Source organism: Streptomyces sp. NPDC088354 (genome assembly GCF_044753585.1).
Classification (GTDB): domain Bacteria; phylum Actinomycetota; class Actinomycetes; order Streptomycetales; family Streptomycetaceae; genus Actinacidiphila.
This window is the reverse complement of record NZ_JBIVNJ010000110.1, coordinates 1-4,850: the sequence shown is the minus strand read 5'-3', so window position 1 is coordinate 4,850 and position 4,850 is coordinate 1. Positions and strand designations below refer to the sequence as shown.

The 4,850-nt window shown below is 59.5% G+C and carries 3 protein-coding genes and 2 pseudogenes; 1 reads left to right on the top strand and 4 read right to left on the bottom strand.

The window, feature by feature from the left end; genetic code table 11:
- Nucleotides 1–160, top strand: a pseudogene (locus tag ACIP98_RS41880) (IS110 family transposase); the annotation flags it as partial.
- A gap of 217 nt (nucleotides 161–377) precedes the next feature.
- Here ACIP98_RS41880 and ACIP98_RS41875 read toward each other — a convergent pair.
- The 4 genes and pseudogenes from ACIP98_RS41875 to ACIP98_RS41860 form a co-directional block, all read right to left on the bottom strand.
- Nucleotides 378–1,958, bottom strand: coding sequence for an ABC transporter substrate-binding protein (locus ACIP98_RS41875; RefSeq protein WP_401982073.1), 1,581 nt, complete (start codon nucleotides 1,956–1,958; stop codon nucleotides 378–380).
- A 1,832-nt stretch (nucleotides 1,959–3,790) separates the two neighbouring features.
- Nucleotides 3,791–4,402 (bottom strand): annotated as a pseudogene (locus ACIP98_RS41870) (transposase); the annotation flags it as partial.
- Nucleotides 4,403–4,413: 11 nt separating this feature from the next.
- The gene (locus tag ACIP98_RS41865) at nucleotides 4,414–4,662 is read right to left on the bottom strand and encodes an integrase core domain-containing protein (protein WP_401982070.1); all 249 of its coding nucleotides are present in this window, start codon (nucleotides 4,660–4,662) and stop codon (nucleotides 4,414–4,416) included.
- A gap of 12 nt (nucleotides 4,663–4,674) precedes the next feature.
- Nucleotides 4,675–4,839 (bottom strand): hypothetical protein, encoded by a 165-nt coding sequence (locus tag ACIP98_RS41860; protein ID WP_401982075.1) that lies wholly within the window; start codon nucleotides 4,837–4,839, stop codon nucleotides 4,675–4,677.
- Between the last annotated feature and the right edge of the window lie 11 nt (nucleotides 4,840–4,850).

The following is a 4,850-nucleotide window of genomic DNA, read 5'->3' as shown; positions in this document are numbered from 1 at the left end:
CCCCCCGTCACGCGCCTACTACGACCGCTGCCGAGAGCGAGGCAAAACCCACACCCAGGCCCTCCTCCGACTCGCCCGCCAACGCATCAGCGTCCCCTTCGCCACGCTCCGCGACGGGACCTTCTACAAACCGCGCCCTTCCGCAACAGCCACCGCCTGACCAGCACAGGCTTGACGAAGGACATAGAGGCACCCCCCTTGGGGGACCGCCCCGGCCACGGCGACATCGGAGTAACGGCTCGATCAGCGCTCACAACTCATCGTCCAGATCCACGCTCGAGGCCCCTCCCCCACGGACGACCGAATCATCACATCGGTTACGCCCCACCAGCCCACTTTCACAAGATCCCGCTACGAGCTCTTGGCAGCAATCCGGACTACCACCAGGAACCTTCGTTTTTCTCTCCAATGTTCCAAAGACGGAAGACGGTTGAGGCGTCGAGAGTGGACTCAAGGCCGGTAATTCCTCCTCTTGCCACAATGTACTGTTTGCTCTGCCACAGCGGGATGAGCGGCACATCCTTGGATACTATGTCTTGAATCTCGCGAAGATCATTCACGGCGTCCGCCCGGTCGGCCTGAGCAGCAGTCCGCGGGATCAACTCCTCACTGATCCTCTTATTGATGTAGTTATTATCCAGGACGTTTTCATCACCGAAGAATGGGGAGGTGAAATTATCCGGATCCGGGTAATCAGGGACCCAACCTCTAATAAAAGCGGGATACTTTCCAGCCTCGATTCCCTTGAGGTACTCGTCAGAATCAGCGGTCTTTACAGAGACATCGAATAGGCCACTAGAGTTGAGTTGCTGGGCAATCGCCTCAGCTTCGGCAACCGTGCCAGAGCCGAAACGTACCGGCGTGGCCCAGAGAGTGAAGCTGACTTTGCCAGTAATTCCCGCTTCAGTAAGCTCATTTGCGGCTTTACTCTTGTTGCCGCCTCGTCCGTAACGGTCGAAGAAGGCGTTGTCATGTCCGACGACACCCTGAGGGATCATGGAGTAAAGCGGGCTCGTTGTACGGTGGTACGTATTACTGACTATGTCATCGCGGTCAATCAGGTACGCGACGGCACGCCGTACAGCCCTGCTTCCGACAGCGGGATCCTTGACATTGAAAACGAGGTGCTGAACCTCGGTTCCAGTCCCCTCAATTACTTGTATGCCAGCGTTTCCTGCCATATCCTTATTTTGGAAATTGGCGACATCGGCCTGAGCCAGGCCGCGGTATGCAAAATCTACCTCACCACTCAAAAGGGCATTCTTGAGAGAAATCTCGCCATCATAGAAACGCATCTTCACGCCAGAATTTTGGACGGCAGACGGGCCTCGATAGCGGCTGTTAACCGAAAAAGAGGCATACTCCCCCTCTACATACGCGTCGAGCACGAAAGGTCCCGACCCAGTCGCCGCACTGTCCGTCCGGAGTTTATCTGCAGGATATTCCCGATGATCAACAATCGAGCCGGCGCCGGACGCTATCTTCGAGGGAAATGTTGCGTCGGGGTATTTCAGGTGGAAGATAACTCGGTTGTCCGATGGCGCGTCAATAGCCTCTATCGAGCCCAACAGCACAGCAGGACCGTTCTCGTCATTGATCTTCAAAGTTCGTTCGAACGAGAACTTGACATCCTCGGAGGTGAGCGAGTCACCGTTACTGAACGTCAATCCCGGGCGGAGCGTGCAGGCAAACGTCTTCCTTTGCGCGTCAGCAAATTCGCAATTTTGAGCGACTTCGGGCTCTGGTTGCGTGCCTCCCTGAGGGTAGCTCAACAGTGTCTGGAATACGCTATTGAAGACAATCCAGGAACCAACGTCGTATCCAGCGGCAGGATCAATGGAAGTTACCTTATCGGTGATCCCCATTTCCAGGTCATCATCGCCGCTGATCGAACATCCTGCGAGCGTACAGAGGGCTGTCAACATCGCGGCCGGGAGTGCCAGCACCTTGATATTCATGTGATTGAAATCTCTCATTACTCATGAAGAAGCTAACGAAAATACGCTCGGCCAGTCGCCAAGAAGAGCTAGTCATTGAAGCGCCGTCCCAGCGCCTCCAGACCTGGTGGATGCAATTATTTTTGATCCACAAAACCACGATCGACCCCTTCACTCCAGCCGCCATAGTCACCCATGCCAGCGAAAGTTCCTGCAGATTGAGATCCGGCGAAGAGTGGAAATAACTTAACGAACGAGTAGCGTGAATCGGAAAACGCTTCCCTGTCCGCCCGTCGTCCGATCATTCGTAATACAACTCAGGTCATTATGCGCACACCGACTCTGCCGCGTCGAGACTGGAGCCTCAGGGGCCATTGCAAACGCGACAAATTTTAAGAGATGGCGTGACTCAGTAGATAGAACCAGCGGGCTACCAAGTAGTAAGGACGTGCCATCTTATCCATCTTATGAGAGCAGCTGTCAGGCTGTTGCGTCCCCTTGGCCCGGATTGACCGGCGCACCATAGGCTATTGCGGTGTGCCGATCTGAAGTCGTGGTTCAGTGTGCTGCGGATAGTTTGGGCGCAGGTACATTCTCATGCTGATACACGAGTCTGGAACGATAGCGAGAACGGAAACTGTATTGTCAGCAACAGCACCGTGACCGTTGCGTTCTGGGAAGCGGTGAAGGCTCTCCCGATTGCTGCGCCTTTGGGGGATGAGCGCCCTGATATGAGAACTCCACCTGCTGTTCCCCCGAGAAATCGACCCACGATCGATCAGCACGCTGACCACACCTCGCAGTCGGCCACTGCGCCCGTTACCAAGGAGGCGCACGTGCCCAGGACAATGAGGGTTCGCAACGCGAAGGTTGAGGCTGGCACCCCGCGAGCGGACACCCCCTCAGGTGATGGTCCGCAAGGTGATCCACTCAACCAGCGCATGGGGCAGATCCCTCGCCCCTATGGGTTCCATAGGGGCGAGGCAGGCGGAGGTTGGCTCGGGGATCGTCAAGTACTCCTTCAGGCAGCGGATGGCCTCTTGTCAAGACAGGTTTCAGCGGTCTGGTCTGCGCCCTTGGAAGGGGTATACGGGTTCCCACCCGATCCGGGTGTTTACCCGGGCGCCGGGGTGGGGGTCCGAATAGAGGATGGCCAGCCCACCAACTGATCCTTGAAGCGTCGAGGCTTCGAAGGCGATCAGCACGATCACCGCACTTGACACTGCGCCGCTGAGCGCCCTGGCCGAGGAGAACTTCGCGACTGCGAGCCTGATCTGTTGCGCGCGATGGTCAAGACGTCCATCGACGGGATCATGTCCGCAGAGAAGATGCCCACTGTGATGGCGCGTGTCGGCCCGTCAGCGGCGAATCTGTCAAGCACCGCAATGGACAACGCCCGTGTGAGTCGGGCACGTGGGCCGGCACCGTCGAGTTGGTCCATTCTCAAGCTCCGCAGCGCCAGTCACTTTCCGTTCTGTCTCCTGGAACGACGTCGCCGGGCGGAACAGAGCCTGATCTCGGTGCTCCCTGAGCGCCCTGGCGCTGGCACATCCGCGCTGCGCGCACTCGCGGGAGATTTCAGCATTGGGATCGCCACGGCCTAGCAGTACGTCGCCGACACCGTCAGGCTCCTTCCGTCCCCTGCGCCAAACCTGGCTGACGCCACCAAGGCAGCGCCACGCCGCCGCAGAGACCCCCTGCCGGTCGATCACATCGCTGCCGGCGCCCCTACTTTAGACCGTGTTCTACATGGTGAGCCTGCGGAAGCGTTTGTAGCAGCAGAGGGTTCCGGCGGGGCCGAGGAAGGCAGTGTCGGGTGTGTCAATTTAACGGCTGATCCTGCTTGTTGAGTGTCAGTTGTTGCTCGGGGTCAGGCGGCCCTCGAACGCGATCTGGAAGGCGTTGAGTGGTGCCTTCCAGCGCATGGTCCACCTCTTGCGGCCCCTGCCCGTCGGGTCCAGGCTCATCAGTGCCATGTAGATGCACTTGAGGGCGGCTGCTTCGTTGGGGAAGTGTCCACGGGCGCGGAGGGCCCTGCGGATGCGGGCGTTGACGCTCTCGATCGCGTTCGTGCTGCAGATGACCTTGCGTATCTCGACGTCGAAGGCAAGGAAGGGTACGAACTCGGCCCAGGCGTCCGACCACAGCTTCACGATCGCCGGATACTTGCGGCCCCAGGACTCCTGGAATTCCAGGAACCGCTCGGTGGCGGCGTCCTCGCTGGGTGCGGTGTAGACGGGCTTGAGGGCCCCTGCGACCTTGTCCCAGTCCTGACGGGCCGCGTATGGGAACGAATTCCGCAGCAGGTGAACCACGCACGTCTGGACAATCGTGCGAGGCCAGACGGCCTCGACGGCGTCGGGAAGGCCCTTGAGTCCGTCGCAGACCAGCATCAGCACGTCGTCCAGGCCGCGGTTCTTCAGCTCGGTGAAAACGTGCAGCCTGAAGTTTCCCCGTGATCTCGGACACGTGATTGTTATGCCGCGAGGGCGTGCTGGTGCCGTTGCCTGGTCTCGGCCGGGGTGAGGTTGCCGAACGTGCGGTGCTTGCGTAGGCGGCGGCGGTTGTAGAAGGTCTCGATGAAGGAGAAGACCTCGGCGCGGGCGGTGGCCCGGTCGGGCCAGGTACGGGTGCCGATCTCTTCTTTGAGCAGGGCCCAGAAGCTTTCCGCGGCCGCGTTGTCGAAGCAGGATCCGGTGCGTTCGCAGCTCTGCCTCAGCCCCAACTTCCCTATGCCTTAACGGAACTGGGTGGAGGTGTATTCGCTGCCGCGATCGCTATGAACCACGCAGCCGGGCTCGAGTCCGCCCCGGCCGTGGGCCGTGTCGAGAGCGTCGACCACCACCAGCTCGGCGCGGTGGTGGTCGGCCATGGCGTAGCCGACGACCTCGCGGGTGGCCAGGTCCAGCCAGC

What these genes read in the sequence shown, in the direction of transcription:
- ACIP98_RS41875 (WP_401982073.1), bottom strand. Translation starts at nt 1,958, where the DNA reads ATGAATATCAAGGTGCTGGCACTCCCGGCCGCGATGTTGACAGCCCTC.